Origin of the sequence: Pseudomonas sp. IT-P253 (assembly GCF_949768125.1) — a bacterium.
Taxonomy (GTDB): Bacteria; Pseudomonadota; Gammaproteobacteria; order Pseudomonadales; family Pseudomonadaceae; genus Aquipseudomonas.
In genome coordinates this window covers 45,008-71,625 of record NZ_CATKPT010000083.1, presented here as the reverse complement: position 1 = coordinate 71,625, position 26,618 = coordinate 45,008, and the positions used below count along the sequence as shown (strand labels likewise).

29 protein-coding genes are annotated in these 26,618 nt (G+C 60.1%); 12 read left to right on the top strand and 17 right to left on the bottom strand.

All coding sequences use genetic code 11. From position 1 onward, the window contains the following. Positions 1-202 precede the first annotated feature (202 nt). Complete coding sequence (locus ACM6IR_RS26530) at positions 203-1,399, bottom strand: class I SAM-dependent rRNA methyltransferase (RefSeq protein ID WP_201115827.1); 1,197 nt, start codon at positions 1,397-1,399, stop codon at positions 203-205. Between the two features lie 267 nt (positions 1,400-1,666). Here ACM6IR_RS26530 and ACM6IR_RS26525 point away from each other — a divergent pair, with 267 nt between their 5' ends. Both ACM6IR_RS26525 and mutM read left to right on the top strand, forming a co-directional pair. Further along, positions 1,667-2,482 (top strand): HDOD domain-containing protein, encoded by an 816-nt coding sequence (locus ACM6IR_RS26525; protein ID WP_414910529.1) that lies wholly within the window; start codon positions 1,667-1,669, stop codon positions 2,480-2,482. Between the two features lie 28 nt (positions 2,483-2,510). Beyond that, on the top strand, positions 2,511-3,323 hold the full coding sequence (gene mutM, locus ACM6IR_RS26520) for a bifunctional DNA-formamidopyrimidine glycosylase/DNA-(apurinic or apyrimidinic site) lyase (protein ID WP_414910434.1): 813 nt from the start codon (positions 2,511-2,513) through the stop codon (positions 3,321-3,323). 217 nt (positions 3,324-3,540) lie between these two features. Here the strand turns inward: mutM and ACM6IR_RS26515 are convergent, their stop codons facing one another. From ACM6IR_RS26515 to ACM6IR_RS26495, 5 genes are all read right to left on the bottom strand, one after another. Further along, positions 3,541-3,792 carry a YfhL family 4Fe-4S dicluster ferredoxin gene (locus tag ACM6IR_RS26515; protein ID WP_414910433.1) on the bottom strand — a complete coding sequence of 84 codons (252 nt, stop codon included), beginning with the start codon at positions 3,790-3,792 and terminating at the stop codon, positions 3,541-3,543. Between the two features lie 102 nt (positions 3,793-3,894). After that, positions 3,895-4,374, bottom strand: coding sequence for a pantetheine-phosphate adenylyltransferase (gene coaD / locus ACM6IR_RS26510; RefSeq protein WP_414910432.1), 480 nt, complete (start codon positions 4,372-4,374; stop codon positions 3,895-3,897). Positions 4,375-4,489: 115 nt separating this feature from the next. Next, the gene (locus tag ACM6IR_RS26505; RefSeq protein ID WP_414910431.1) at positions 4,490-6,085 is read right to left on the bottom strand and encodes a GMC family oxidoreductase N-terminal domain-containing protein; all 1,596 of its coding nucleotides are present in this window, start codon (positions 6,083-6,085) and stop codon (positions 4,490-4,492) included. Positions 6,086-6,215: 130 nt separating this feature from the next. Then, positions 6,216-6,761, bottom strand: a complete 546-nt coding sequence (locus ACM6IR_RS26500; protein WP_414910430.1) for a twin-arginine translocation pathway signal protein — start codon at positions 6,759-6,761, stop codon at positions 6,216-6,218. Positions 6,762-6,789: 28 nt separating this feature from the next. Then, positions 6,790-8,220, bottom strand: a complete 1,431-nt coding sequence (locus tag ACM6IR_RS26495; protein ID WP_414910429.1) for a coniferyl aldehyde dehydrogenase — start codon at positions 8,218-8,220, stop codon at positions 6,790-6,792. Between the two features lie 146 nt (positions 8,221-8,366). On the opposite strand from ACM6IR_RS26495, the gene ACM6IR_RS26490 reads away from it, so the two are divergent. Continuing rightward, the gene (locus tag ACM6IR_RS26490; RefSeq protein ID WP_414910428.1) at positions 8,367-9,056 is read left to right on the top strand and encodes a TetR/AcrR family transcriptional regulator; all 690 of its coding nucleotides are present in this window, start codon (positions 8,367-8,369) and stop codon (positions 9,054-9,056) included. Between the two features lie 15 nt (positions 9,057-9,071). Then, a complete protein-coding gene (locus tag ACM6IR_RS26485; protein ID WP_414910427.1) occupies positions 9,072-9,926 on the top strand; it encodes a sulfurtransferase in 855 nt (284 codons plus the stop codon). Positions 9,927-10,046: 120 nt separating this feature from the next. Here ACM6IR_RS26485 and ACM6IR_RS26480 read toward each other — a convergent pair whose 3' ends face one another. The 5 genes from ACM6IR_RS26480 to ACM6IR_RS26460 are packed head-to-tail and all read right to left on the bottom strand — an operon-like array spanning position 10,047 to position 15,393. Next, the gene (locus ACM6IR_RS26480) at positions 10,047-10,886 is read right to left on the bottom strand and encodes an AraC family ligand binding domain-containing protein (protein ID WP_414910426.1); all 840 of its coding nucleotides are present in this window, start codon (positions 10,884-10,886) and stop codon (positions 10,047-10,049) included. Between the two features lie 3 nt (positions 10,887-10,889). Beyond that, on the bottom strand, positions 10,890-11,888 hold the full coding sequence (locus tag ACM6IR_RS26475; RefSeq protein ID WP_414910425.1) for a hydrolase: 999 nt from the start codon (positions 11,886-11,888) through the stop codon (positions 10,890-10,892). Positions 11,889-11,943: 55 nt separating this feature from the next. Further along, complete coding sequence (gene rsmD, locus ACM6IR_RS26470; RefSeq protein ID WP_414910424.1) at positions 11,944-12,555, bottom strand: 16S rRNA (guanine(966)-N(2))-methyltransferase RsmD; 612 nt, start codon at positions 12,553-12,555, stop codon at positions 11,944-11,946. After that, on the bottom strand, positions 12,555-14,045 hold the full coding sequence (locus tag ACM6IR_RS26465) for a M16 family metallopeptidase (protein WP_414910423.1): 1,491 nt from the start codon (positions 14,043-14,045) through the stop codon (positions 12,555-12,557). The genes rsmD and ACM6IR_RS26465 overlap by 1 nt, the downstream gene beginning before the upstream one ends. Further along, positions 14,038-15,393, bottom strand: a complete 1,356-nt coding sequence (locus ACM6IR_RS26460) for a M16 family metallopeptidase (RefSeq protein WP_414910422.1) — start codon at positions 15,391-15,393, stop codon at positions 14,038-14,040. The genes ACM6IR_RS26465 and ACM6IR_RS26460 overlap by 8 nt, the downstream gene beginning before the upstream one ends. Positions 15,394-15,737: 344 nt before the next feature. Between ACM6IR_RS26460 and ftsY the strand changes: the two genes are divergently transcribed. The 4 genes from ftsY to rpoH all read left to right on the top strand — a co-directional run bounded on the left by ftsY (position 15,738) and on the right by rpoH (position 19,901). Next, positions 15,738-17,246 (top strand): signal recognition particle-docking protein FtsY, encoded by a 1,509-nt coding sequence (gene ftsY, locus ACM6IR_RS26455; protein ID WP_414910421.1) that lies wholly within the window; start codon positions 15,738-15,740, stop codon positions 17,244-17,246. After that, the gene (gene ftsE, locus ACM6IR_RS26450) at positions 17,243-17,914 is read left to right on the top strand and encodes a cell division ATP-binding protein FtsE (protein ID WP_414910420.1); all 672 of its coding nucleotides are present in this window, start codon (positions 17,243-17,245) and stop codon (positions 17,912-17,914) included. The genes ftsY and ftsE overlap by 4 nt, the downstream gene beginning before the upstream one ends. Further along, positions 17,911-18,933, top strand: coding sequence for a permease-like cell division protein FtsX (gene ftsX / locus ACM6IR_RS26445; protein WP_414910419.1), 1,023 nt, complete (start codon positions 17,911-17,913; stop codon positions 18,931-18,933). Before ftsE ends, ftsX begins: the two co-directional genes overlap by 4 nt. Before the next feature lie 113 nt (positions 18,934-19,046). Further along, positions 19,047-19,901, top strand: a complete 855-nt coding sequence (gene rpoH / locus ACM6IR_RS26440) for an RNA polymerase sigma factor RpoH (RefSeq protein WP_007897890.1) — start codon at positions 19,047-19,049, stop codon at positions 19,899-19,901. 201 nt (positions 19,902-20,102) lie between these two features. On the opposite strand, the gene mtgA is transcribed toward rpoH, so the two are convergent. Continuing rightward, positions 20,103-20,825, bottom strand: coding sequence for a monofunctional biosynthetic peptidoglycan transglycosylase (gene mtgA, locus ACM6IR_RS26435; protein WP_414910418.1), 723 nt, complete (start codon positions 20,823-20,825; stop codon positions 20,103-20,105). Between the two features lie 74 nt (positions 20,826-20,899). Between mtgA and ACM6IR_RS26430 the strand changes: the two genes are divergently transcribed. The 4 genes from ACM6IR_RS26430 (at position 20,900) to trmB (ending at position 23,255) form a co-directional block, all read left to right on the top strand. Then, positions 20,900-21,271 carry a DUF423 domain-containing protein gene (locus tag ACM6IR_RS26430; protein WP_414910417.1) on the top strand — a complete coding sequence of 124 codons (372 nt, stop codon included), beginning with the start codon at positions 20,900-20,902 and terminating at the stop codon, positions 21,269-21,271. Between the two features lie 190 nt (positions 21,272-21,461). After that, entirely contained in the window at positions 21,462-21,662 is a 201-nt protein-coding gene (gene thiS / locus ACM6IR_RS26425) for a sulfur carrier protein ThiS (RefSeq protein ID WP_368555866.1), read from the top strand. A gap of 63 nt (positions 21,663-21,725) precedes the next feature. Next, complete coding sequence (locus ACM6IR_RS26420) at positions 21,726-22,520, top strand: thiazole synthase (RefSeq protein WP_414910416.1); 795 nt, start codon at positions 21,726-21,728, stop codon at positions 22,518-22,520. Between the two features lie 9 nt (positions 22,521-22,529). After that, on the top strand, positions 22,530-23,255 hold the full coding sequence (gene trmB / locus ACM6IR_RS26415) for a tRNA (guanosine(46)-N7)-methyltransferase TrmB (protein ID WP_414910415.1): 726 nt from the start codon (positions 22,530-22,532) through the stop codon (positions 23,253-23,255). A gap of 139 nt (positions 23,256-23,394) precedes the next feature. Here trmB and ACM6IR_RS26410 read toward each other — a convergent pair whose 3' ends face one another. The 5 genes from ACM6IR_RS26410 to metW form a co-directional block, all read right to left on the bottom strand. Next, positions 23,395-23,718 (bottom strand): DUF3392 domain-containing protein, encoded by a 324-nt coding sequence (locus tag ACM6IR_RS26410; RefSeq protein WP_010466821.1) that lies wholly within the window; start codon positions 23,716-23,718, stop codon positions 23,395-23,397. Positions 23,719-23,740: 22 nt separating this feature from the next. Further along, positions 23,741-24,874, bottom strand: a complete 1,134-nt coding sequence (gene hemW / locus ACM6IR_RS26405) for a radical SAM family heme chaperone HemW (protein ID WP_414910528.1) — start codon at positions 24,872-24,874, stop codon at positions 23,741-23,743. 68 nt (positions 24,875-24,942) lie between these two features. Continuing rightward, positions 24,943-25,539, bottom strand: a complete 597-nt coding sequence (gene rdgB, locus ACM6IR_RS26400; protein WP_414910414.1) for an RdgB/HAM1 family non-canonical purine NTP pyrophosphatase — start codon at positions 25,537-25,539, stop codon at positions 24,943-24,945. After that, positions 25,536-25,970 (bottom strand): DUF4426 domain-containing protein, encoded by a 435-nt coding sequence (locus ACM6IR_RS26395; RefSeq protein ID WP_414910413.1) that lies wholly within the window; start codon positions 25,968-25,970, stop codon positions 25,536-25,538. The genes rdgB and ACM6IR_RS26395 overlap by 4 nt, the downstream gene beginning before the upstream one ends. A gap of 26 nt (positions 25,971-25,996) precedes the next feature. Continuing rightward, on the bottom strand, positions 25,997-26,617 hold the full coding sequence (gene metW, locus ACM6IR_RS26390; RefSeq protein ID WP_414910412.1) for a methionine biosynthesis protein MetW: 621 nt from the start codon (positions 26,615-26,617) through the stop codon (positions 25,997-25,999). Position 26,618 lies beyond the last annotated feature (1 nt).

Genomic DNA, 26,618 nt, shown 5'->3' with positions numbered 1-26,618 from the left:
ATAACTTTGCGGGATCGCCGCGCGCTTCAGCTTGAGCTCATAAACCCGCCGGGGGATGACTGGCGATGAATGTCGCGATTCTACACGGCTGGCGGCAGGAGGGAATGCCCACGAACGAGGGGCTAATGCTTACGTGACATACGGATGCATGAACTGGAAACGTGTAGGCGCGAGCAAGCTCGCTCCTACAAGCAGGGAGCCATTAACTGTTAGGCAGCAACCGGCACGTAATGCTCTTGATGTAGCGAGTCTCGGCAATTGCCGGGTGTACCGGGTGATCCGGGCCCTGGCCGCCGCGTTCGAGCATCTGGATGTTGCGGTCCAGGTGACGGGCGCTGGTCAGCAGGATGTTCTGCAGGTCGTCTTCCGGCAGGTGCATCGAGCACGAGGCGCTGACCAGGATGCCGTCCTTGCTGAGCAGGCGCATGGCTTGCTCGTTCAGGCGACGGTAAGCGCCTTCACCGTTTTTCATGTCTTTCTTGCGTTTAATGAACGCCGGCGGGTCGGCCACGATCACGTCGAAGCGTTCTTCGCTGGCTTTCAGTTCTTTCAGGGCTTCGAACACATCGCCTTCAATGCAGGTCATCTTGTCGGCGAAACCGTTCAGCGCGGCGTTGCGCTCGACGCCGTCGAGGGCGAAGGCCGATGCGTCGACGCAGAACACTTCACTGGCGCCAAACGCGGCCGCTTGCACGCCCCAGCCGCCGATGTAGCTGTACAGGTCCAGTACGCGTTTGCCTTTGGCATAAGGGGCCAGGCGTGCGCGGTTCATGCGGTGGTCGTAGAACCAGCCGGTTTTCTGACCCTGGATGACCGGAGCTTCGAATTTCACGCCGTTCTCTTCCAGTGCCACCCACTCCGGCACCAGGCCGAACACGGTTTCGACGTAGCGGTTGAGGCCTTCGGCGTCACGGGCGGCGGAGTCGTTCTTGAACAGAATGCCGCTTGGCTTGAGCACTTGGGTCAGCGCGGCGATCACGTCTTCTTTATGCGCTTCCATGGTCGCCGATGCGATCTGTACCACCAGAATGTCGCCGAAACGGTCGACCACCAGGCCTGGCAACAGGTCGGAGTCGCCGTAAACCAGGCGATAAAACGGCTTGTCGAACAGGCGGTCACGCAAGGACAGGGCGACGTTCAGGCGATGCACCAGCAACGACTTGTCCAGCGGCAACTTGATGTCGCGCGACAGCAGGCGGGCGCAGATCAGGTTGTTCGGGCTCATGGCAACGATGCCCAGCGGCTTGCCGCCGGCAGCTTCGAGGATCGCCTGATCGCCGGCCTTGAAACCGTGCAAAGGGGTCGCCGCTACATCGATTTCGTTGCTATAGACCCACAAGTGACCGTTTCGCAGGCGACGGTCGGCGTTGGCTTTAAGGCGCAGGCTAGGCAGGGACATGACGTCGCTCCGGAAAAAAGAGCGGGAGTATAGCGTGTTGAGGGAGGCGGCGGGTTTGATGGGCGATGAAACGCTGATGACGCTTTCGCTGTAGGAGCGAGGCTTGCCCGCGAAAGCGATTCCGAATGTGACGCCGACAATGAAAGTTCCTGCGATATGTCGGATCCAACTTTATAAAGGTTAGAATCGCCGCCTGACCCAGAGTGCGTACTTATGTCCCAAGAGCTGACGCCCGAACAAATCCAACAGTCCCTGCAAGGCATCAGCGTGCCGGCCCAGCCGCAGATCATGGTGGATTTGCAGATGGAGCAGTACATGCCGGACCCGGATCTGGAAGTGATCGCCAAGCTGATCGCCCAGGACCCGGGGCTCTCTGGCTCGTTGTTGAAAATCGTCAACTCGCCGTATTACGGCTTGAGCAACAAGATCGCCTCGATCCAGCGCGCGGTGAATCTGCTGGGCAGCCGTTCGATCATCAACCTGATCAACGCGCAGTCGATCAAGGGCGAGATGAATGACGACACCATCGTCACCTTGAACCGTTTCTGGGACACCGCTCAAGACGTAGCGATGACGTGCCTGACCCTGGCCAAGCGCATCGGCTCCCAGGCTGGCGACGAAGCCTACGCGCTGGGCCTGTTCCATGACTGCGGCGTGCCGCTGATGCTCCAGCGTTTCCCCAACTACATGACCGCTCTGGAAGAGGCTTACGCCAACGCCAGTACCGAATGCCGGGTGGTCGATACCGAGAATCGGGTGTTCAATACCAACCATGCCGTGGTCGGTTATTACACGGCCAAATCCTGGCGCCTGCCTGAGCACGTGAGCAACGCGATCGCCAATCACCACAATGCGCTGGCAATCTTCAGTGATGAGTCGTCGCGCAACAGCCAGCTGAAAAACCTGCTGGCGATCCTGAAAATGGCCGAGCACATTTGTGCGTCTTACCGGGTGCTGGGCAACCAGAACGAAGACCATGAGTGGAATAGCATCGGGCATTTGGTGCTTGATTACGTCGGTCTCTCGGACTACGACTTCGAAACCCTCAAACAAACGATTCGCGACCTCGGCACTCACCGCTAAGCGTCGAACAGCCTGATTCGAGATCTCCATGCCTGAACTGCCAGAAGTCGAAACCACCCGCCGTGGAATTGCGCCGCACCTGGAAGGCCAGCGCGTCAGCCGGGTGATTGTGCGTGAGCGCCGTTTGCGTTGGCCGATTCCTGAAGACCTGGATGTGCGGCTGTCCGGCCAGCGCATCGTGCTGGTGGAACGGCGTGCGAAGTACCTGTTGATCAATGCCGAAGTCGGCACGTTGATCAGCCATTTGGGTATGTCGGGGAATTTGCGTCTGGTGGAAGTCGGCACGCCGGTAGCCAAGCATGAGCACGTGGACATCGAGCTGGAATCCGGCCTGGCCCTGCGCTACACCGACCCGCGACGGTTTGGCGCGATGCTCTGGAGCCTCGATCCGCTCAATCATGAATTGCTGATTCGGCTGGGACCAGAGCCGTTGACCGATCTGTTCGACGGCGAGCGTCTGTTCCAACAGTCCCGCGCACGCTCCATGGCGGTCAAGCCGTTCATCATGGACAACGCAGTCGTGGTGGGCGTCGGCAATATCTACGCGACTGAAGCCCTGTTCGCCGCCGGAATCGACCCGCGCCGTGAAGCCAAGAGCATTTCCCGGGCGCGTTATTTGAAGCTGGCGATCGAGATCAAGCGAATCCTGGCTGCCGCTATTGAACGAGGCGGCACCACATTGCGGGACTTTATCGGTGGCGACGGTCAGCCGGGGTACTTCCAGCAGGAACTGTTCGTGTACGGCCGTGGCGGTAACCCCTGCAAGGTCTGCGGCACCGAGTTGCGAGAAGTGAAACTCGGGCAGCGCGCCAGCGTCTTTTGCCCACGCTGTCAGAGCTGAAACACCGGCGGTCGACCCGGCGAAAGTGGTGTTCGTGAGGTGTCTGGGGTGTATTGGGGAGGGGGTTGAGCTGCGGGAGTGAATTCAGTTACATCTTTGGTGTGGCTGATGGCCCTTTCGCGAGCAGGCTCGCTCCCACATTAGATCTGCGTCGGTCACAAAACCCCTGTAGGAGCGAGGCTTGCCCGCGAAGGCGCCCTCACAGGCGCCGAATGGCTCAAGCCTTACCGGTAATAACCAGATACTTCGCCATCAACTCTTCTTTCGTCTCCGGATGCGCTTCATCCAGTGGGATGCAATCCACCGGGCACACCTGCTGGCACTGAGGTTCGTCGTAGTGGCCGACGCACTGTGTGCACAGGTTCGGGTCGATCACGTAGATCTCTTCGCCTTGGGAAATGGCGGCGTTCGGGCATTCGGGTTCGCAGACGTCGCAATTGATGCAATCGTCGGTGATGATCAGGGACATGCTAACTCCAGCCAGGGCCGCGGGCCCGGGCGCAATAAACCAATGCGGGTAATTGTGCCGCATTGGCGCCCGCAGTGCACGCGGGCGCCGCTTGAGCGGTCGTTACTTCTTGAAGCGTTCGGTGAGGGCGTCCGCCACCACTGGGTGGACGAATTTGGTGATATCGCCGCCCAAAGCTGCGATTTCACGGACCAGCGTCGAGGAGATGTACGAATAACGCTCGGAGGGTGTCAGAAACAGACTTTCTACATCCGGTGCCAGCTGGCGGTTCATGTTGGCGAGCTGGAATTCGTATTCGAAGTCCGACACCGCACGCAATCCACGCAAGAACACGTTGGCGTTCTTCTCTTTGGCGAAGTGCGCCAACAGCGTCGAGAAGCCGACGACTTCAACGTTCGGCAGATGTTTAGTGACCTCGCGGGCCAGCTCCACACGCTGTTCCAGGGGAAACAACGGGTTTTTCTTCGGGCTGGCAGCGACAGCGATAATCACATGATCGAACAGGCGCGAGGCGCGTTCGACCAGATCGCCATGGCCCTTGGTAATAGGGTCGAAGGTACCTGGGTACAACACTCGGTTCATCGCGTCGTCCTGGCGGGAGTCCGTTGGGGAGTCGGATGGTATCGCAGCCTTCCCGGTCGGCCAAGTCGCCTGTTGGGTAAGAAAGCACTATAGACGATACGAATATTCTCTCTTTTCATGAGTTTTTCAAACGTTCAGCCAGGGCGGATGCCAGTTGCGCGGTCAGCCCGTAGACCGACAATTGAGGGTTTGCGCCAATGCTGGTGGGGAACAGCGAGCCATCGTGGATCGACAGATTGCTGAGTTGGTGATGGCGGCCAAGGCTATCGGTCACGGCGTTTTTCGGGTCTTCGCCCATTGCACAACCGCCCATCACATGGGCACTGCCCAGGCGTGTGCGATAGAGCTCAAGGCTCAAACCGTCGATCAGCGTGCGCGCTTCGGCGAGGGTCTTCACATAGCGAGCGTCGGCGTGCATCGGCATCACCGAATGGGCACCGCCTGCGAACTGGATCTCGGCCATGCTGTGAAACGCCCGGCGTAAACCGTCCCAGGCATAGGGTGAAACCTGGTAGTCGAGCACCGGCGTGCCGTCACCGCGCAACTCGACGCTGCCGCCGGGGCTGTCCGGGTGAAAACCGTCGCGTAGCAACGCGAGCATGGCATGGGTGTGCGGCAGGTTTTCCATATGCCGGGCGTTTTCCTGGCCGAAACCGCCGAGCAGGGTGGTGGCCAGCGCCGGGTGCAGTGGCGGCACTTCCAGTTTGTAGGACATCTTGCCGGTGGTGCCGTCCTGCCATTGGAAATGGTCGGAATAGATCGACTGCGGCGCCCCATAGAACGGGTTGATCACCTCGTCGAACAGCCCGGCGGACATGTTGACCAGATGCAGGAAGGTGCGTTTGCCCAGCCGTTTGTGCGGATCCGGCGCCTCGGAACGCAACAGCAGCGCCGGGCTGTTGATCCCGCCGCCGGCCAGCACGTAATGCCGCGCCTTGACCGTGATGGTCTTGCCCGTGGGCGCGACACAGCGATCGTCCATCGCGACACAGTGCAGGCCGGTGACCTTGCCGTCCTTGATCGAGAGTTTTTCGGCGCGGGCCAGGTAAAGCAGCTCGCCACCTTTTTCCAGCGTCGCCGGAATCGTCGTGACCATCATCGATTGCTTGGCGTTGGTCGGACAGCCCATGCCGCAATAGCCCAGGTTCCAGCAGCCGCGCACGTTACGCGGGATCACATGCCAGGCGTAGCCGAGCCGCTCGCAACCTTTGCGGATCACATCGTTGTTGGCATTGGGCGGCACTCTCCACGGCGCGACCCCAAGGCGTTGTTCCATTTTCTCGAACCACGGCGCCATCTCGGCCGGGCTGTGCCCTTTAACGTTGTGCTCCTTGGCCCAGTGTTCCAGGGTCGGTTGCGGGGTGCGAAAGCTCGACGTCCAGTTGATCAGCGTGGTGCCGCCCACTGCCCGGCCCTGAAGAATGGTAATCGCGCCGTCCTTGCTCATGCGGCCGATGCCTTCCTGATAGAGGCTGGTGTAGGCCTGGTCTTCGAGCATCTTGAAGTCGCTGCTGGTCTTGAGCGGGCCTTCTTCGATCAGCAACACCTTGTAGCCGGCGGTGCTGAGGATTTCGGCGGTAGTCCCGCCGCCGGCACCGCTGCCGATGATTGCCACGTCCGCTTCGAGGGTCAGGTCCTGGGTCAAGTGCGACCCGTTGTAGGTTTTCCAGCCGCGGGCCATGCCTTCGCGAAACGGATCGGGTACGGGCATTTTCAGGTTCTCTTGTTTTTATGTTTTGGATGCTGTGGTGAGGCGGCTGACGCCTTCGCGGGCAAGCCTCGCTCCTACAGGGACCCTTTCTGTAGGAGCGAGGCTTGCCCGCGAATGGGTCACCACGGTTTCAAACCGTAGGCGGTCCGGGATACCCGCAATGTGCCCACGATTCGGAGCGGCTGTACCACGCCATCATCACCAGTTGCTGCAACGAGCTATGCCCCATGCGCAGCAGGCTCAACGAACTGTTTTCCCACCGATCCAGAAAGTGCCGGATCTCATCACCGCTGGCGTTTTCCCAGCTGCCCCAGATCCCCGTCAGGGGGCCGCGGGTCACCGCCATTCCCAGCACGTCGAACAATTGCTGGGTCAGCTTGAGCATTTCCGGCGACAGGTGATTCAGGCCGTTATCCAGGCAGTTCAAGGTCTGGTCGACCGATGCCAGCATTTTTTCCACCGCCACGGCGCCGTCGAGCATCACCGGGATCAGCGCCCGCAAAAACAGCAGATCGCCGCTGCGCAGAATCGCAAAACCGTTGGTCGGAGTGCTCGAGGAGCAACCGCTGAGGCTCGCACCCAATCCGGCCGTGGCCAGAAAAGCACTCGCGCCGAGGCTGAATTTAAGCAGGCCGCGCCGTGACAGCGCGGGTGTATCGGACAGGCTTGGGCTCATTATTGTTATTACCCGATGGGGATGATCGTTAGCGGATAAACAGCTTCTTGATCAGTTTCTGAATGGATTTGCCGTACGGCGGGTAGATCAGTTTTGCCGCGTTGAAGCGCTGTTTGATCAGCACACCCTTGGCCTTGCTGAAGGTCAGGAAGCCTTCGTGGCCGTGGTAATGGCCCATGCCCGAGGCCCCGATGCCGCCGAACGGCATGTCGTCCTGGGCGACGTGCAGCAAGGTGTCGTTCAGGCACACACCACCGGAATGGGTTTCGTGGAGTACACGGTTTTGTTCGCGCTTGTCGTAGCCAAAGTAGTACAGCGCTAGCGGACGAGGTCGTTGGTTGATGTAGGCAAACGCTTCATCGAGACCCGTGTACGGAACAATCGGTAGTAGCGGCCCGAAGATTTCGTCCTGCATCACCGTCATGTCGTCGCTGACGTTGAGCAGCACGCTGTGGCCCATGCGTCGGCCCTGGCCTTGCTCGAACAGCGGGATCAGCAGCGCGCCCTTGCTGGTGGCGTCGCTGATGTAGCCATTTAACCGAGCCAGTTGTCGGTCGTTGATGATCGCGGTGTAGTCCGGGTTATCAGCCAGCGTCGGATAAAACCCGCGAACCGCCTGACGATAGGCCTCGACGAAAGCACCGACGCGGTCCTCCGGCACCAGCACGTAGTCCGGGGCGACGCAGGTTTGCCCGGCATTGAGCGTCTTGCCGAAGGCGATGCGTTCGGCGGCGTCCTTGAGTGGCACATCGCGAGAGACAATGGCCGGAGACTTGCCGCCCAATTCGAGGGTCACCGGCGTCAGGTTCTCGGCCGCCGCGCGCATCACATGTTTACCGATGCTGGTGGCGCCGGTGAACAACAGGTGATCAAAACGCAGCCTGGAGAACGCGACGCCGATATCGGCTTCGCCCAACACCACACAGACAAGGTCTTCGGGAAAGATCCGGGCCAGCAGTTCCTTGAGCAGCAAACCGGTGGCGGGCGTCGATTCGCTGAGTTTCAGCATCACCCGATTGCCCGCCGACAAGGCGCCCGCCAACGGCCCGATGGCCAGGTACAGCGGGTAATTCCACGGCACGATGACGCCGACCACACCCAGCGGTTGGTAAACCACTTTGGCCGAAGCCGGCTGGAAGGCGACGCCCACCTTGCGCCGCGAAGCTTTCATCCAGCTTTTGAGGTGCTGGCTGGCGTAATGAATGCCGTGCAGGCTCGGCATGAGTTCGGCGAGCAAGGTTTCATCGGCGCTGCGGTGGCTGAAGTCCTGGCTGATCGCGTCGATCAGGGCCTGGCGTTCGTTGCTCAGCAGAGCCCGCAAGGCCTTGAGCCATTGCTGGCGCTGAGCCGCTGGCGGCATCGGGTTGGCGGCATACGCTGCGCGCTGGGCATCGAACAGTTTTTGGAGCTCTTCCAATGGCTGCTGGAGAGTCTGCAGGTAGGCAATTTCAGCGGTCATGGTCAGCTCCGGATTTATTGTGCTGTGGAACTTTTTAGAGTCTATGCTCTAGAAAGTCAAATACCATCTTGGCATCGCTTTGTTTTATCCACTCGCGGATAGGTCGTAAGATGCCCGTCAACGCACTCTGAATTAAAGCCCAAGCCATGGCCCCTCGGATCAAAACCAGCGAGCGCATCGTGCAGAACAGCCTGGAGCTGTTCAATCAGCAGGGTGAACGCAGCATCAGCACCAACCACATTGCTGCCCATATGGACATTTCGCCGGGCAATTTGTACTACCACTTCCCCAACAAGCAGGCGATTATCGCCGTGCTGTTCAGTGAGTACGAAAGTCTGGTGGACAGCTTTTTGCGTCCACCGCAGGGCCGGGCAGCCACGGTGGAAGACAAGCGCTTCTACCTTCAGGAATTGTTGGCGGCGATGTGGCGCTACCGGTTTTTGCATCGCGATCTTGAGCACTTGCTCGACAGTGATCCGGAGCTGGCGGCTCGTTATCGGCGCTTTTCCCAGCGTTGCCTGATCCATGGCACGCATATCTACGCGGGCTTCGTTGAAGCTGGCATCCTGTGCATGGACAAGGTGCAAATCGAATCCCTGACGCTCAACGCCTGGATCATCCTCACGTCCTGGGTGCGTTTTCTGTGCACCACACGGGAAAATTCCAATCACCTGAGCGAGCAGGCGATTAAACGTGGGGTGTATCAAGTGTTGGTGCTTGAGGCCGGGTTCGTCACCGATCAAGCCCGCGATGCGGTGAATGCGCTGTACGAGGAGTTTTACGTGCCGCTGGCCCAGACGCTGGAAGACGTCCATCACGACTCAAAACTGCCTTAATCACAGGAGCCCGTTATGCCCATTGCGCAATTGATCAGCCCGTCAGCGTTGGACCTGAAAAAGGAGCAGCCGGGGCTGGTGATTCTGGATTGTCGGTTTGCCCTTGAAGACCCGGATTACGGTCAGCGCAGCTATGCCGAGGGGCATATCGAAGGCTCGAGCTTTGCCGATCTTGAACGTGATTTAAGCGGGGCAGTGGTCAAGGGTGTGACCGGACGTCATCCGTTACCCAAAGCGCAAGATTTGATCGAGCGCCTGCAAGCCTGGGGCATCAACGCCGATAGCGAAGTCGTTTTGTACGACGACGGTCCTGGTGCGTACGCGGCGCGGGCCTGGTGGCTGCTGGCCTGGCTGGGCAAGCGCGAGGGTGTGTTCATCCTCGATGGTGGGCTCAAGGCCTGGCACGCAGCCGGTTTGCCGTTGAGTCTTGATGCGCCGCACATCGAGCGCGGCACGTTCACCGGGACGCCGGACCACGCGCTGGTCTTGAGCACTGAGCAACTTCAGCAACGCCTCGGCGAGCCTGCGCTGACCTTGCTCGATGCCCGTGCCTTGCCGCGCTTCAAGGGCGAAGTAGAACCGATCGACCCGATTGCCGGGCACATCCCCGGCGCACAATGTGCGGCGTTCAACGAGAACCTGGGCGGCGATGGGCGTTTCCTGCCGGCCGATCAGCTCAAGCAGCGATTTGCCGCGAAGCTGGGTAATCGTTCTCCCGATGATCTGGTGGCGTACTGCGGCTCGGGCGTAACGGCTTGCCACAACTTGTTCGCGTTGTGCCTGGCCGGTTATCCGTTGGGTTCGTTGTATGCCGGTTCCTGGAGCGAGTGGATCAACGATCCCGCGCGTGGCGTCGCCACTGGCGAGTGAACCTCAATCCAATGTGGGAGCGAGCCTGCTCGCGAAGGCTGTGGGTCAGCAGACATCAATGTCGACTGATACTCCGCTTTCGCGAGCAGGCTCGCTCCCACACGTTGATCTTTGTTGTTTTCAAAAACTGGGTAGTTGCCGGGCGCTGCGATACGCCCCCGGCCCCACCCCGTAAACCTGTTTGAATTGCCGATTCAGATGACTCTGGTCGGAAAATCCCAATTGCGTGGCCACGTCCAAAGGCAGGCAACCACCTTGTAATAAAGCCCGTGCCCGAGCGATGCGCTGCTGCATCAGCCAGGTATGGGGTGGCATGCCGGTGGCGCGACGGAACACCCGGGCGAAGTGGAAGGGCGACAGGTTCACCGCCGCCGCCAGCTCTTCCAGAGAGGGTGGCGAAGCCAGTTGCGTTTGCAGCAATTCCTTGGCCAGGGTCACCGCGCGGTGCTCCTTGCCGGGTTTGCCAGCGTCCGGAACCGCCGCGTGACGCTGCAACAACGACAGCATCAATTCCCGCCAGGCCGTCTGCTGTTGTAGGGCCGTAGACGGGCTTTCCAGCAATCGATGCAATTGGCAGAAACCCGCCACCAGGTCAGGGTCGCGATACAGCGTCGCGCCAAACGCCGGCAAGTGGTGGGTTGGCAGTTCCAACTCGTCCAGCAACGACAGAATCTGCCCGCTGTCGGGATAAAACGCCCGGTACAGCCAGCCATCTTCCGTGCCTTTATGCCCGGTGTGCAGTTCGTCCGGGTTGATCAACACCAGTGTGCCGCTGCCCGCCAGGTGTTCGGCACCGCGATACCGATAACGCTGGGCGCCGGCCATGATCATGCCGATCACATAGCCGTCGTGCACATGGGGTGCGAAGCGGTGTTCGATGTAGCGTGCGGACAACAATTCGACCCCGGTCAACGGCGCGGTTTGCCAGAATCGGATCGACTCGCCCTGAGCGTTTTCCATGTGTTACTTACGCCCTGTGGCGGCCAGCCATTGCGGGATCCGCCGTTCGAGGTAGTAACCCGGCTGCCGGATCGAGCCATCGACAAAGCCGACATGCCCGCCCTTCGCTTGCAGTTCGAACTGAGTGCAAGACGACAATTCTTCCGGCAGTGGCAGGCTATGAGGAAACACAAAGGGATCGTCGGCCGCGTGAATGATCAGGGTCGGTGTGCGAATTTCGCCCAGGAAATAACGACTCGATGCGCGGCGATAGTAATCCTCTGCATCGACAAACCCATTCAGCGGCGCCGTGACCCGGCCGTCGAAATCCCAAAAAGTACGCATGTTCTCCAACGAGCCGAGTGCAGCCAGGGCGGCCAGACCCTCCTCGTGCCCGTCATGCTGAAACTGCCGCTGCTTGTTCTTGATGTAGGTGACCATCTCGCGCATGAAGTGCGCCTGATAGACCTTCGAGAACCCTTGGCCAATACGGTCGGCACACTGATCCAGACGAAACGGCACCGACACCGCCACGGCGCCGAGCACGCCGCTCTCACTGCCAGTCTCGCCCAGGTGTTTGAGCAAGACATTGCCACCCAGGGAATAGCCGACTGCGTACAACGGCGCCAGAGGGCGTTTGGCCCGCAGGTGTTTGATGGCTTCGGCCAGGTCTTCGCTGGCGCCGGAGTGGTAGCTGCGCGGCAGCAGATTGGGTTCACCCGAACAGCCGCGCCAGTTCAGCGCGACACTGGCCCAGCCTTGGGCGCCGAGCGCTTTTTGCACCCCGGCGACATAAGGCGAATTCGACGAGCCGGTCAGGCCGTGCAACACCAGCACCAACGGCGCATCGGCGCTGTGCGGGCCGTGCCAGTCCAGATCGAGAAAGTCGCCATCTTCGAGCCACAAGCGTTCACGCTCACGCTCGATGTGCGTGGTTTTGCGCCACAGCGGTCCCCACAAGGTCTGCAGGTGCGGGTTGCCTAGGCCGAAGGCCGGGGTGAAACGTTCTGACTGAAAGGGCACGATTGCTCTCGATGCAGCGGTGCGCAACCTGTGCGCACCTTTTCAGGCCGGTCGATTAACCGGCGATCTCTGCCATACGTTGCCACAACGCGTAATACACCCGCCCGGATTTCTGCTCCCGGTGCAGGCGCCAGTTGCCTGGCAATCCAAGGCTCGACGGTGCGTTTTCGCTTTCAGTGTAGATCCAGGCCTCGCTGGCCAGCCACTGACGCTCTTCAAGCAGCGTGCAAACGGTGGGCAACAGGTTCTGATTGAACGGCGGGTCGAGGAACACCAGGTCGTATTCGGTGGCAGTCTGGGTTTCCAGATAGCGCAGGGCATCGGCTGTCTGGATCTGGCCGGTTGTGCAGCGCAGGGTGCCCAAATGCTCCTTGATGCTTGCCACTGCGATGTTGCTGGCGTCCAGCGCCTGGCCCATCGCCGCGCCACGGGACAACGCCTCGAGAAACAAGGCGCCGCTGCCGGCGAATGGATCGAATACCTTGGCGCCGGCGACGTAAGGCGCGAGCCAGTTGAACAAGGTTTCACGCACCCGGTCCGGCGTCGGACGCAGGCCCGGCGCATCAGGGAAGCTCAGCTTTCGGCTGCCCCATTCGCCGCCAATGATGCGCAGCTGGTTTACGCCGTTATGGACGTTGTGTACGGGTTTTTTAGGACGAGTGGCCATTAATGCTCCGGAACCCCGAGCGGCTGCTCGGCAGGTTTATCAGATGGGGCCGGTAACGGCTTTTGCGGCACGGTCGGGCCAGCGCTGACGACGACCATTTTGTCCGTGCTCAAGTGTTTGTTCAGTGCGGTTTTGACCTGCTCGACGGTCAGGCTCTGGGACTCACGCATAAAGTCATCCAGATAGGTCAGCGGCAGGTTATAGAAGCCCATCGCGCCGAGCTGGCCGACGATATCGGCGTTGCTGGCGGTGGACAGCGGGAAGCTGCCGGCCAGTTCACGCTTGGCGTCGTCGAGTTCTTTTTCGGTCGGGCCGGTTTTAAGGTAGTCGGCGAGCACATCTTGCACCAGCTTCAAGGTGCCTTCGCTCATTTCGGCGCGGGTTTGCAAGTTGATCATGAACGGGCCGCGCGCCTGCATCGGGGTGAAACCCGAATACACGCCGTACGCCAGGCCGCGCTTCTCGCGCACTTCGCTCATCAGCCGGGTGCCGAAACCACCGCCACCGAGGATCTGGTTACCCATGGACAAGGCCGCGTAGTCCGGATCGTCGCGGTCGATGCCCAGCTGCGCGAGCATCAGGTTGGTCTGCTTGGACGGGAACTCGATGTGGCCGATGCTGGGCTTGGGTTCTTCCGGCTGCGGGATTTTCGCCAGCGCCGGGCCTTTTGGCAGTGCGCTGGAGACTTGAGCGGCAATGGCTTGAGCCTCGGTGCGGGACAGATCGCCCACCAGTGCAATCACCACGTTGCCGGCGGCGTAGGCTTTCTGATGAAACGCCTTCAGTTGAGCCAGTGTGATGGCTGGAACGGACTTCGCCGTGCCGTCGCTGGAATGTGCGTAGGGGTGATCACCGTACAAACGGTCCATCAGCTCCAGACTCGCCAGTTTGCCGGGGTTTTGCTTCTGGTACTCGAAGCCGGCCAGCATCTGGTTCTTGATGCGGGCAATGGAATCGTCCGGGAAGGTCGGTTTGCCGATGACCTCAGAAAACAGCTTTAACGCGGGTTCGCGCTTGTCGGCGGCACTGAGGCTACGCAAGGACGCCAGGGCCATGTCTTTAAACGCACCATTGCCAAAGTCCGCGCCCAGGCCTTCGAAGCCCTGGGCGATAGCGCCGACGTCTTTACCGGCGACGCCTTCGTTGAGCATGGCGTTGGTCAGCAACGCCAGGCCGGGCACATCGCCGTCCTGGCTGCTGCCAGCAGCGAAGATCAGGCGCATGTCGAACATCGGCAATTCCCGGGCTTCGACGAACAGCACCTTGGCGCCTTCAGCGGTGTTCCAGGTCTGGACGTTGAGGGTGCGATGGCTCGGCGCTTTTCCGTCGAGTTCTGTCAGCGATTGCAGCTTCTGGCTGGACTTGGCTTTGTCGAAGACCTCGCTGGCCGTCGAGTCATTGGATCGCACCAGATAAAAGCCAGCGGCCCCGATCAGGGCGGCAGCGACCAGGCCAATCAGGACCAGGCGCGGTTTATTACGCTCACTCATGAGTCGTCTCCTCTGGCAGTACATGGGCGACACTGAGACGTTCGCGGGTGAAATACAGCTTGGCGGTGTTCTGGATGTCTTGCGGGGTCACGCTTTCGAGGTCAGCGAGTTCGGTGTCCATCAGCTTCCAGGAGAGGCCGACGGTTTCCAGTTGGCCGATGGCGGTGGCCTGGCTGGTGATCGAGTCCCGTTCGTAGACCAGGCCGGCAATGACCTGCGCGCGAACACGTTCCAGTTCCTCGGGGGACGGCGCGGTGGTTTTCAACTGTTCGAGCAGCTGCCACAAGCCGGCTTCCGCCTGGTCGATGGTTATGTTTTTCTGCGAGTTGGGCGTTGCCGACAGCGAGAACAGGCTGTCGCCGCGGGTGTAGGCGTCGTAGCTCGACGAACCGCCGGAGACCAGTTCTTCACCGCGCTCCAGTTGTGTCGGGATGCGTGCGCTGTAGCCGCCGTCGAGCAGGGCCGAAATCAAGCGCAAGGCATTCACCGACTGCTTGTCTTTGGCGGTGGCGACGCTCGGCACGTTGAAGGCCAGCATCAGGCTCGGCAATTGAGTCTTAACATGCAGAGTGATCTGCCGTTCGCCGGGCTCGGCCAGTTCCAGGGGGATTTTCGCCGGTGGCACGTCGCGCCTGGCGATCGGGCCAAAATAACGCTGGGCCAGGGTTTTGACCTCGTCCGGCGTCACGTCGCCGACCACCACCAGGGTGGCGTTGTTCGGCACGTACCAGGATTGATACCAGTGACGCAGCTCTTCGACTTTCATGCGATCCAGGTCAGCCATCCAGCCGATGGTTGGCGTGTGATAGCCGCTGGCCGGGTAAGCCATCGCCTTGAACCGCTCGTAAGCCTTGGACATCGGCTTGTCATCAGTGCGCAGGCGACGTTCTTCTTTGATGACTTCGATCTCGCGGGTGAACTCGTCGGCCGGCAGGCGCAGGTTGGCCATGCGGTCAGCTTCCAGCTCGAAGGCCACGCCCAGACGGTCACGGGCCAGCACCTGGTAATACGCGGTGAAGTCGTCGCTGGTGAATGCGTTCTCTTCGGCGCCGAGGTCGCGCAGGATCAGCGAAGCTTCACCGGGGCCGACTTTTTCGCTGCCTTTGAACATCATGTGTTCCAGTGCGTGGGACAAACCGGTCTGACCCGGGGTCTCGTAGCTGGAGCCGACCTTGTACCAGATCTGGGAAACCACCACCGGCGCACGATGATCTTCGCGTACGACGACCTTCAGGCCGTTGTCGAGCGTGAATTCGTGGGTAGGTTGCGGGTCGGCAGCGAAGGCTGAAAGTGGCAGACAAACTGTGCTGAGCAGCAGGCCTGCAGCGCGGCGGGCTAGAGCATTCATTCGTTTTTAAACCTGTTGGGTTGCCCGCTTGTTCTTAGCGTCAGCGGGCGAGAGGGTGCTAGGATACTGATCCGTTTTACTGGCGGCCACGCCTATCAGGCCTTTGATCGGCCGGAAGGTTGTATGGGTTACCGGCAGAAGCTTTGAGTTTGTCCGCTATACTCTGCGTTTTCGCCGACGATGCCGTTCCAGTCCTTCGTGTTAGTCGACCTTTGAGGTGCTGATTTCACCTCGACAAAATGTTGCGCATGAACAAGCGGCGTCAATCGCAGTCTGTTCTGCATCGAATATTTATTTGCCGGGGCGCCCTTTGGCGCGTCGCTACCGTGAGATAGCCGTCCTCCATGTTTGGTTCCAACGACGACAAAAAGACCCCAGCTGCGGCTGGCGAGAAGAAAAGCCTGTTCGGATGGCTGCGCAAAAAGCCGCAGGAACCCGTCGTCGAACAGCCACAACCACTGCCTGAGCCAGTACCTGCGCCGGTTATAGAAGCAGAGCCTGCGCCGAGTGTCTTGCCGATCGCCGAGCCGGTGTTTCAGCCGATAGCCGAGGCAGCGCCTGATCGTGTCGCCGAAGTCGTGGCCCAGGCGCCGCTGACCCCCATTGCTGCGCCGTGGTTGACATTGCCAGTGGCGGAAGAGGCGGTGGCATTGGTCGACGATGAGCTGGCGCCGCACATTACGCCTGCGATACCTGCGCAAACTGCGTTTGTGCCTGAGCCCGTTCAGGTTCCGGTGGTTGAATCGGTTGTAGCGCCCGTCGTAGTGGCTGAGCCTGCGCCGGTCGCTCCAGAGCCTGTCGCTCCTGCATTCGTTGCCCCGGCGGCTCCGGTGACTCAAGCGCCTGCACCTGCACCAGTGCCTGCACCGGTTATTGCTCCCGTCGAACCCCCTGCCGAGCCTGTGCGCACCGAAGAAACCAAAGCCGGTTTCTTCGCCCGCCTCAAGCAAGGCCTGTCCAAGACCAGCGCCAGCATCGGCGAAGGCATGGCCAGCCTGTTCCTGGGCAAGAAGATCATCGATGACGAGCTGCTTGAAGACATCGAAACCCGGCTGCTGACCGCCGACGTTGGCGTTGAAGCGACTTCCGTGATCATTCAGCGCCTGACCCAGAAAGTCGCCCGAAAAGAGCTGGCCGATGCCAATGCGTTGTACAAATCCCTTCAGGCCGAGCTGGCGGCGATGCTCAAGCCGGTCGAGCAGCCGCTGAAAATTACCTCGCAGAACAAGCCGTTTGTGATTCTGGTCGTCGGCGTCAATGGTGCCGGCAAGACCACGACCATCGGCAAACTGGCGAAGAAGCTGCAACTTGAAGGCAAGAAAGTCATGCTCGCCGCCGGTGATACCTTCCGTGCCGCAGCTGTCGAGCAATTGCAGGTTTGGGGTGAGCGCAACAAGATCCCGGTGATCGCTCAACACACCGGCGCCGACTCGGCTTCGGTTATCTTCGATGCCGTGCAGGCCGCCAAGGCTCGGGGCATTGACGTCCTGATTGCGGACACTGCCGGCCGTCTGCACACCAAAGACAATTTGATGGAAGAGTTGAAGAAGGTTCGCCGGGTCATCGGCAAACTCGACGCCGACGCGCCGCACGAAGTGTTGCTGGTGCTCGATGCCGGCACGGGCCAGAACGCCATCAATCAGGCCAAACAATTCAACCAGACCGTCGAACTGACCGGCCTGGCGCTGACCAAGCTCGACGGCACCGCCAAAGGCGGGGTGATTTTCGCCCTGGCCAAGCAGTTTGGCCTGCCGATTCGCTACATCGGCGTCGGCGAAGGCATCGACGATTTGCGTACTTTTGAAGCAGAACCCTTTGTCCAGGCACTGTTTGCCGAGCGGGAGCGTTCATGATTCGTTTCGAACAGGTCGGTAAACGCTATCCGAACGGTCACGTCGGCTTGCATGAGCTGAGCTTTCGAGTCCGTCGGGGCGAATTCTTGTTTGTCACCGGCCATTCCGGTGCCGGTAAAAGCACCTTGTTGCGCCTGCTGCTGGCGATGGAGCGCCCGACCACCGGCAAATTGCTGCTGGCCGGTCAGGACCTCGGCACTATCAGCAGCGCACAGATTCCTTACCTGCGCCGGCAGATCGGCGTGGTGTTCCAGAATCACCAGCTGCTGTTCGATCGCACGGTGTTCAACAACGTCGCGTTGCCTTTGCAGATCCTGGGCCTGTCCAAAGCCGAAATCGCCAAGCGTGTGGATTCGGCCCTGGAGCGCGTGGCGCTCTCGGACAAGACCGATCTGTACCCGGGCGACCTGTCCACCGGCCAGCAACAGCGCGTCGGCATTGCCCGTGCCATCGTTCACCGTCCGGCCTTGCTGCTGGCGGACGAACCGACCGGTAACCTCGACCCGCGCCTGGCCGCCGAGATCATGGGGGTGTTCGAAGACATCAACCGTCTGGGCACCAGCGTGCTGATCGCCAGTCACGACCTGGCGCTGATCGCCCGCATGCGTCATCGCATGCTGACCCTGCAACGCGGACGATTGATCGGTGACGGGGAGGCTGGCGAATGAGTGCGACACGTAGTCCCAAGGTTTCCGAGCGCGTGGCCCCAAAGGCTGCCGATCCACAACAGCAGAAGAAAAAACGCGACGATGACGACGGTCCGGACTTCGCCACGCTGTTTCGTGCCTGGGTCGAAAGCCATCGCGCCAGCCTGGTGGACAGCTTGCGCCGCTTGGGCAAGCAGCCCATCGGGAGCTTTTTCACCTGCATGGTGATGGCCGTTGCCCTGAGTTTGCCCATGGGCCTGTCACTTTTGCTAAATAACGTCGAGCGTCTTGGCGGTTCCTGGCAGCGCGCGGCGCAGATTTCGCTGTACCTGCAAATCGAGGCCAGCCCTGCTGAAGGCGAGTCGTTACGTGAGCAGATCAAAGGCATGCCCGGTGTCGCGGAGGCGGAATACGTCGGTCGCGATCAGGCGCTGGAAGAGTTTCAGCAGCAGTCCGGCCTGGGCGAAGCGCTGAAAGAATTGCCGGAAAACCCGCTGCCGGGCGTGGTTCTGGTGACCCCGAAAGAAGTCGACAAACCCACGCTTGAAGCATTACGACAAAAACTTTCCGAGTTGCCGAAGGTACAGCAGGCGCAACTTGATCTAGTCTGGGTCGAGCGTCTGGCAGCCATCCTCAAGCTGGGCGACCGTTTTGTCTTCGGTCTGACCGTGCTTTTGGTTTCTGCATTACTTTTGGTGATAGGCAATACCATTCGTCTTCATATTGAAAACCGCCGCACAGAGATAGAAGTGATTAAACTCGTCGGCGGCACTGACAGCTATGTGCGTAGGCCTTTTCTGTATATGGGCGCGCTTTATGGCTTTGGTGCGGGGATTTTTTCCTGGGGTGTATTGGCGTTTGGCCTGAATTGGCTGAACGAGGCGGTGGTGGGACTGGCCGGTTTGTACGGCAGTAATTTTGCGCTGGCCGGCGTGCCAGTTGCCGACGGTCTGTCTCTCTTGCTTGGCGCGGTGCTGTTAGGGTATATCGGTGCATGGATTGCAGTCGCACGCCACCTGAGGGAGCTTGCGCCTAAGTAGTATCATTTTGCTCGTATTGACCTTTCAGCGTTTATGGGAACTTGTTTTTTGGTTTCCGGTCAATTCTCGCAGTGCTGAACTGCACGAGTTAGGTAAGTCGGAGGTTTTTTCGTATGACCAATTCTTTGCAACCTGCATATGCTCTGGTCCCGGGTGCGAACCTGGAGGCCTATGTGCACACCGTGAACAGCATTCCATTGCTGACGCCGGAGCAGGAGCGTGAACTGGCCGAGAGTCTCTATTATGAGCAGGATTTGGGGGCGGCTCGGCAGATGGTGCTCGCCCACCTGCGTTTTGTCGTACATATCGCCCGTAGCTATTCCGGCTACGGTCTGGCCCAGGCTGACCTGATCCAGGAAGGTAACGTCGGCCTGATGAAAGCCGTGAAGCGCTTCAACCCGGAAATGGGTGTGCGTCTGGTTTCGTTCGCCGTGCACTGGATCAAGGCGGAAATTCACGAGTTCATCCTGCGCAACTGGCGCATTGTGAAAGTCGCGACCACCAAGGCCCAGCGCAAGCTGTTCTTCAATCTGCGCAGCCAGAAGAAGCGTCTGGCGTGGCTGAACAACGAGGAAGTCCACCGTGTGGCGGAAAGCCTCGGCGTAGAACCGCGGGAAGTGCGCGAGATGGAAAGTCGCCTGACCGGCCATGACATGGCCTTCGACCCGGCCGCAGAAGCGGACGACGACAGTGCTTTCCAGTCGCCGGCCAACTATCTGGAGGACCACCGGTATGACCCGGCCCGTCAACTGGAAGATGCCGACTGGAGCGACAACTCCAACCACAACCTGCACGAAGCGCTGGAAGTGCTGGACGATCGCAGCCGTGACATCCTCTACCAGCGCTGGTTGGCGGAAGAGAAAGCCACGCTGCACGACCTGGCGCAAAAGTACAACGTGTCGGCCGAGCGTATTCGTCAGCTCGAGAAGAGCGCGATGAACAAGCTCAAGTTGTCGATCGCCGCTTAACCGGCGCACAAGCAATAAAAAAACGCCCCGATCATTGATCGGGGCGTTTTTGTTTGTGCCCATTTTTCGCCTGGCGCCGGCCTCTGTGGGAGCGAGCCTGCTCGCGAAAGCGTCATAACATTCAACATCTTCGTTGGCTGTCAAACCGCTTTCGCGAGCAGGCTCGCTCCCACAGGGGATTTTCAGTGTGAAGGCGCGCGGCTATTGAGCCCAAGGCGCCCGGCGTGAATCGTTGAGGTCGACCAGATAACTGTCACCCCCCAACTGACTCATCTGCTGCCGAATCCAGCCGGCACGTCGCGAAACATAAGACGTCGGATGGCCCGCACTCCACACTCGTGGGTTAGGCAATACGGCCGCCAGATAACTGGCCTGCTGTCGGGACAGCGATTTGGCACCGACACCAAAGTGATGCCGAGCCGCCGCTTCCGCGCCAAACACCCCGTCATCCCACTCGACGCTGTTCAAATACACTTCAAGAATCCGCTGCTTGGGCCAGAGCACTTCGATCAGTCCGGTAAACCAGGCTTCCAGTCCTTTGCGCAGCCAACTGCGGCCAGACCACAGAAAGAGGTTTTTCGAGACTTGCTGGCTCAACGTGCTGGCGCCGCGAATCGAGCCGCCCAGCTCGTTGTGAGCCAATGCAGCCTGAATCGCGCCGAAGTCAAAACCCCAATGCTCCGGGAATTTCTGATCCTCACCTGCAATCACCGCGACTTTCAAATCGTCGGAGATTTCATCCCAGGGCTTCCAGGTACGTTGCAGGTCAATCGGCTCGCCGTCGAACCAGGATTCGACCTTGCGCTCGACCATCAGCGCCGTCCCCGGTGGTGGAACCACACGGAAAATCAGAACCAGCAATATGCTGCCGACCGCGAACCAGAGCAGGGCCTTTGTGAAACGACGGAAAATTAAACGCAGCATAGAGATGGCTTGGCCGAACACGTTGAGCGGGCCATTATACAGACCCTGTTGATCGAGTCTGACTGGAGTTCTTCATGCTGCGTGGCTTTCTGATGCTGGCCGCTTTCTTCGGCTTCACCGGCGTTGCCCTTGGCGCGTTCGCCGCTCACGGCTTGAAAGCCCGTCTGACGCCTGAGTACCTGGCGATTTTCCACACCGGCGTTACCTATCAACTGGTACACGCCCTGGCATTGTTTGGCGTAGCGCTGCTGGCCACGCAGATTCCCGGCCGCTTGATTACCTGGGCCGGCGCCTCCTTTGCCATTGGCATTCTGCTGTTTTCCGGCAGCCTGTATGTGTTGACCATGACCGGCATCAGCAAGCTCGGGATCATCACGCCCTTCGGCGGCCTGGCATTCTTGATCGGCTGGCTCTGCCTGGGCCTTGCCGCCTGGCGCATGACGTGACCCTGTAGGAGCGAGCTTGCTCCGGGCGGCGTTCCGACGAAGAGCGTGAGGGCAACGCGTTTAATCAATAAAGACGCGTTATCGTTGACGTCCATCGCGAGCAAGCTCGCTCCTACATGACGAATGGCTTGGGTCGCCAAGACTGATCGGGCTAGAATGCCAGCCCCTAAAAATGATGGCGGCATTCGACATGCGCATTCAGTTGAACGGCGAATCCCTTGAGCTGCCCGACGGTGAAACCGTTGCGGCCCTGCTGGCCCGTCTGGAATTGACCGGACGCCGTGTGGCGGTCGAACTCAATCTGGATATCGTCCCGCGCAGCCAGCACGCTGACACCACGCTGAACGACGGCGACAGTGTCGAAGTGGTCCACGCCATCGGCGGCGGCTAGTCGTCCGGCCCGTAAGGGCACAGAATTATTCTGCAAGAACCTCACCCCTACAGAGGATTTCCCATGAGCATCGTTCGTAGCGACAAGCCCTTCGTCCTGGCCGGTCGTACTTACCAGTCGCGTTTGCTGGTAGGTACTGGCAAGTACCGCGACATGGAAGAAACCCGCCTGGCTATCGAAGCCTCGGGTGCCGAGATCGTCACATTCGCCGTGCGCCGCACCAACCTCGGCCAGAACCCCGGCGAACCGAACCTGCTCGAAGTCCTGTCGCCGGATCGCTACACTTTCCTGCCTAACACCGCCGGTTGCTTCGACGCTACCGAGGCTGTGCGCACCTGCCGCCTGGCCCGTGAGCTGCTCGGCGGCCACAACCTGGTAAAGCTGGAAGTGCTGGCGGACCAGAAAACCCTGTTCCCCAACGTGATCGAAACCCTCAAGGCCGCCGAAGTGCTGGTCAAGGAAGGCTTCGACGTGATGGTCTACACCAGCGATGACCCGATCATTGCCCGTCAACTGGCGGAAATCGGCTGCATCGCGGTCATGCCGCTGGCCGGCCTGATCGGCACGGGCCTGGGGATCTGCAACCCGTACAACCTGCAGATCATCCTCGAAGAAGCGAAAATCCCTGTGCTGGTGGACGCCGGTGTCGGTACCGCTTCCGACGCCACCATCGCCATGGAACTGGGTTGCGAAGCGGTGCTGATGAACTCGGCCATCGCCCATGCCCAGCAGCCGATCTTGATGGCTGAAGCCATGAAACACGCCATCGTTGCAGGCCGTCTGGCCTACCTCGCCGGCCGCATGCCGAAAAAACTCTATGCCAGCGCCTCTTCGCCGCTGGATGGTCTGATCAAGTAAGAGCCATTGATGACTGAATCAAACGACACGCCAATGACGCCTGCAGAAGGCGACGAGCGCCAACACCGCCGCATCAAGAGTTTCGTGATGCGCGCAGGCCGCATGACCGAAGGCCAGCAAAAAGGTCTGGAGCAGGGCACGCCGCTGTTCGTGCTGCCATTGGCCGATGCGCCGGTGGACTTCGACCAGGTATTCGGTCGCTCTGCGCCGCGTTCGCTGGAGATCGGCTTCGGCATGGGCCATTCGCTGCTGGAAATGGCCGCGGCTTCGCCGGAACAGGATTTCATTGGCGTTGAGGTTCACCGTCCGGGTGTCGGCGCGTTGCTCAATGGCGTGCTGACTCAGGGCCTGACCAACCTGCGGGTCTACGATTGCGACGCTATCGAAGTGCTTAACCGTTGCGTGGCCGATAACAGTCTCGATCGTCTGATGCTGTTTTTCCCGGACCCATGGCACAAGAGCCGTCACCACAAGCGCCGTATCGTTCAGGCGTCGTTCGCTGAGCTGGTGCGCAGCAAGTTGAAAGTCGGCGGTGTGTTGCACATGGCCACCGACTGGGAACCGTATGCCGAGTACATGCTGGAAGTGATGAACGTCGCCCCGGGTTATCGCAACCTGGCCGAAGACGGCAAATGCGTCCCGCGCCCGACCGAGCGCCCGATCACCAAGTTCGAACGCCGCGGCGAACGCCTTGGGCATGGCGTGTGGGACTTGAAGTTCGAAAAACAGTCCTGACCTAGCTGGACCCTGTAGGAGCGAGGCTTGCCCGCGAAGAACGATGACGCGGTGTACCAGTTACACCGCAGCGTTCCCTTCGCGGGCAAGTCGGATCGCCGCACCGCTCGCTCCTACGGGATATGTGTTGTGCCCAGGGTCAGCGGCGGTCGGCTACTACGCCGATCAGCACCAGCACCACCAACAACACCGGCGCCAGGCTGTAGTTGTTGAACTGGCTCAGGCCTTTGATGATCCACGGTGTGGCGTAGATCAGCGCCACGCCGCTGCCGACCATGCACACCAGGGCCATCAGCGGGACGCGCAAGGCGCCGGCGATGCTGCCCAGGCGTTGGTCGACCCAGCCTTTGATGTCCGCGCCGAACAGCACCAGTAGGCAGCCTACCAGCGCCAGAGAGATTTCCGACAGGTTGCTGCGGCTCCAGCGGGACACAGTGGCGAGCAGGTCAAGTATCAAATCCATTCGTTTTCCCTTAAGGCTGAAATCAGCTCAGAAATTTTTGCAGCAAATCATTGAGAAACAGTTGTCCGTGCTCGGTGGCCGCCAGACGTGACGGTTCGACCTGCAACAAGCCACTTTGTTCGGCGTCGAGGCGGCCTTCGGCGAGGCTTTCCAGGGGCAGCCCGGTGCGCTCCGGATACAGTCGCGATTCGACGCCTTCGGTCAGGCGTAACGCATTCATCAGGAACTCGAACGGCAGCTCTTCATTGGTCAGCGCTTTCTCGCCAGCCTTGAAGCTTTTGGCCGGGTTCAGATAGTCCTTCGGCAAGCGGGTCTTCCAGGTGCGCACAATTCGCCCGTCCGGATGACTGAGCTTGCCGTGGGCGCCGGCGCCGATGCCGATGAAGTCGCCGAAGCTCCAGTAATTGAGGTTATGCCGCGCCGGACGACCGGGCTGGGCATAGGCCGAGACTTCATATTGTGCGTAACCATACTCGGCGAGCAACGCCTGACCGGCTTCCTGAATGTCCCACAGCGTGTCGTCTTCCGGCAGCGTTGGCGGCTGGTTCCAGAACACCGTATTGGGTTCAAGTGTCAGTTGGTACCAAGACAGGTGCGTCGGTTTCAGGGCGATGGCCTGACGCAGATCGCTCAGCGCGTCGTCGAGCGACTGATCGGGCAAACCGTGCATCAAGTCCAGGTTGAAGTTATCAAACCCGGCCTGACGCGCCATGCCGGCGGCACGCACCGCTTCGTCACCGTTGTGAATTCGCCCCAGCGCCTTGAGTTTCTCTTCCTGAAAACTCTGGATGCCGATCGACAGGCGATTGATGCCCAGCGCGCGGTAGGCGAGGAATTTCTCCTGCTCGAAGGTTCCCGGATTGGCTTCCAGCGTGATCTCAATGTCACTGGCAAACGGGATGCGTTGCTCGACGCCTTTGAGCAAGCGCCCCAAAGCTTCGGCGCTGAATAGGCTCGGCGTTCCACCGCCAAAGAAGATCGAGCTCAGCTCGCGGCCATAAACCGCGTGCAGGTCCTGATCGAGGTCGGCCAGTAACGCGTCGACGTATTCCTGCTCCGGCAGCACGGGGCTGGCGGTATGGGAGTTGAAGTCGCAATAAGGGCATTTGCGCACACACCACGGGATGTGGATGTACAGCGCCAGGGGCGGCAGCATAGGGAGCACGGCCCGAGGCGATTGTGCGGCACCGCCGAAGATCAGCGGTGACGCGGACGATTCACGGGTCATTTCAAGCCCAGACGCTGGCGCAGCAGATCCATTGCACGGGCGCGGTGGCTGATGAGGTTCTTGTCGCTCGGGCTCAGCTCGGCGCTGGAGCAATCGCGCTCCGGCACCCAGAACAGCGGATCGTAGCCGAAACCATGCTCACCGCTGGCCGCTGGCAAGATACGCCCGTGCCACAAACCTTCACAAATGATCGGCAGCGGATCGTCGGCATGTCGCACCAGCGCCAGCACACAGACGAACTGCGCGCCGCGCTCGGCTTGCGGTACATCCTTCAAGGCATCGAGCAGTTTGGCGTTGTTGGCCGCATCGCCTTTGCCGTCCGCGTAACGAGCCGAGTAGATCCCTGGCGCACCGCCGAGGAAGTCCACGGCCAGCCCGGAATCGTCGGCCAATGCCGGCAGGCCGGAAATGCGCGCGGCATTTCGAGCCTTGAGGATGGCGTTCTCGACGAATGACAGGCCGGTTTCTTCAGGCTCGACGCTGCTGAACTCGCCGATCGAGCGCAGATGCACCGATTCGCCGAGCATGGCCTGGAGTTCCTTGAGTTTGCCGGCGTTGTGGCTGGCCAGTACGAGTTGCGTGAAGTTGATCATTCGCCGGGGAAAAGCTCTTGGTTGAAATTGATGGTGTTGGTTTTGTCGCCGTTCTGCACATTGATCTCAAAGGTGCGGACTTCTTGCTGATCCACCGGGTATTGCGCGATGTAGTAGATCGCGCCTTGTTCGGTGATCTGTTTGAATTTCAGCGGTACGCTCTGGCTGGTCAGGTCTTTGACCGAGCCGCTCACTTGCGCCATCTGCGGCTTGCCGTCCTTGATCACCGAAATATTGATCACGCCCTGGTTCTTGCTGCGGATCAGCTCCGCCGCTTTGGCGATGTCCGGTGTCAGGTAGGTGGAGTTGAAGGTGTTGTAGTGCACCGTCACGTCGCCAAAGGTCTCCTGGCGCTCGCCCTTGATGACGTCGGCGGCCATGGCGGTGACGCTCAGGCAGGCAGTAAGTAAAAACAGCGCTAGACGACCCATGATCGTTCTCCTCGAAGTGTCGTGGTTCAGACCGCGACCTTGTGGTCTTGCAGCCCCGGGCTGCTGACGCGGTAAATGCCGATTTCACCTAATAGATTAGGCCATAGCTTACTGGCCCACCCGTGGCGGTGCTGTTGATCCACCGCAAGCCGATCAATGACCTTGGCTTCACGTTCGCGACACAGTTCTTCAAAGTCGCCGAAGGTGCAGAAGTGGATGTTCGGCGTGTTGTACCAGGTGTACGGCAGAAAATCGGACACCGGCATCCGGCCCTTGCTCGCCAGGTACCAGCGGCAGCGCCAGTGACCGAAGTTGGGGAAGGTGATGATGCACTGGCGACCGACGCGCAGCATTTCGTCGAGGATCTTGTCCGGGTAGTGCACCGCTTGCAGCGCCTGGGTCATGACCACGATGTCGAAGCTGTTGCTGGCAAAGTTGCCCAGGCCCTTGTCCAGGTCCTGCTCAATGACGTTGACACCCTTGGCCATGCACTCGGCAATGTTGTCCGGGTCGTTTTCCAGGCCATAGCCCGTGACTTGCTTGTTGTCGCGCAGCCAGGCCAGTAACTCGCCATCACCGCAACCGAGGTCGAGCACGCGGCTGCCGGCGGGGATCCATTCCTGGATGATTTCCAGATCAGCTCTCATG